This window comes from Rhodococcus sp. SB1D (genome assembly GCF_048573875.1).
Lineage (GTDB): Bacteria > Actinomycetota > Actinomycetes > Mycobacteriales > Mycobacteriaceae > Rhodococcus_F > Rhodococcus_F qingshengii.
Genome location: NZ_JBMAIQ010000037.1, coordinates 1 through 1,555 on the forward strand (window position 1 = coordinate 1; position 1,555 = coordinate 1,555).

1 protein-coding gene is annotated in these 1,555 nt (G+C 59.7%); it reads left to right on the forward strand.

The window, feature by feature from the left end:
- Positions 1 to 19 precede the first annotated feature (19 nt).
- The coding region (locus ACN50D_RS31220) for a non-ribosomal peptide synthetase (protein WP_306665698.1) at positions 20 to 1,555 on the forward strand (1,536 nt) is incomplete at its 3' end.

Consider the following 1,555-nt stretch of genomic DNA (forward strand, 5'->3'; position numbering starts at 1 on the left):
TGTTGGTGACGTTGATATTTTGGATTCTGTTGAGCGTTCGTTGGTGCTCGAGGGGTGGAATGACACGGCTCGTGAGGTTGCGGGTGTGTCGGTGTTGGACGGGTTCGATGCGCAGGTGGCGGCGTCTCCGGATGCGGTAGCGCTCTCGTTCGAGGGTGTGTCTCTGTCGTATGCGGAGTTCGATGCTCGGGTGAATCGTTTTGCCAGGTATTTGGTTTCGGTGGGTGTGGGGCCGGAGTCGTTGGTGGGTGTTGCGGTTCGTCGGTCGGTTGATTTGTTGGTTGCGGTTTACGGTGTGCTCAGGGCTGGTGGTGGGTATGTTCCGGTGGATCCGGATCAGCCTGCGGAGCGTAATGGGTATGTGTTGGCGGCGGCGTCGCCGGTGTGTGTGGTCAGTACTTCTGATGTTGGTTTCGATGCTGGTGTGGTGCCGGTGGTCGAGGTTGATGTTGTTGATGTGTCTGGTTTTTCGGATGCTCCTGTTTCGGATGTGGATCGGGTTTCGCCGTTGCGGTCGGGGAATACGGCGTATGTGATTTTCACGTCGGGGTCGACGGGTCGGCCGAAGGGTGTGGCGGTCAGTCATCGCAGTGTGGTCAATCAGGTGTCGTGGTTGGCGGAGCGTTATGCGGTGTCGGGTTCTGATGTGGTGTTGTTCAAGACTCCGGTGACGTTCGATGTGTCGGTGTGGGAGTTGTTTGTTCCGTTGGCGGTGGGTGCTCGGTTGGTGGTGGCTACTCATGACGGTCATCGGGATCCGGGGTATTTGGCGTCGGTGGTGGCGGCGGAGTCGGTGTCGATGGTCTCGTTTGTGCCGTCGATGTTGGAGGTGTTCGTCGATCAGTTGGTCGACACGTCGGAGGCGACGATTTCGCGTCTCGGTGGTGGTGGGTTGGGTTCGTTGCGGGTGATTTTCGCGGCGGGTGAGGCGTTGCCGGCGTCGGTGGTGGGTCGGGTGTTGTCGGTGTTGCCGTCGGTTGAGGTTCATAATTTGTATGGTCCGACGGAGTTCACGGTGCATGCGACGGCGGCGGGTCCGCTCGATGGTGTGGGTGTGGTGGTGCCGATGGGTGCTCCGGTGTGGAATTCGTCGGTGTTGGTGTTGGATTCGCGGTTGCGTCCGGTGCCGGTGGGTGTTGCGGGTGAGTTGTATTTGTCGGGTGTGCAGGTCGCTCGTGGGTATTTCGGGCGGGTGGATTTGTCGGCGGAGCGGTTTGTGGCGAATCCGTTCGGTGGGGTGGGTTCGCGGATGTATCGCACGGGGGATGTGGTGCGGTGGATCGGTGTGTCGGGTGAGCTCGAGTATGTCGGTCGTAGTGATTTTCAGGTGAAGTTGCGTGGTCAGCGGATCGAGTTGGGGGAGATCGAGGCTGCGGTTCGGGATCAGGTGGGTGTGGGTTCTGTTGTGGTGGTGGTGTGGCGTGATCAGTTGGTTGCGTATGTCACTGCTGCGGTGGGGTCTTCGGTTGATGTTGATGTGGTGAAGGTGGGTGTGGGGGAGCGGTTGGCGTCGTATATGGTGCCGTCGCAGTTTGTGGTGTTGGATGCGTTGCCG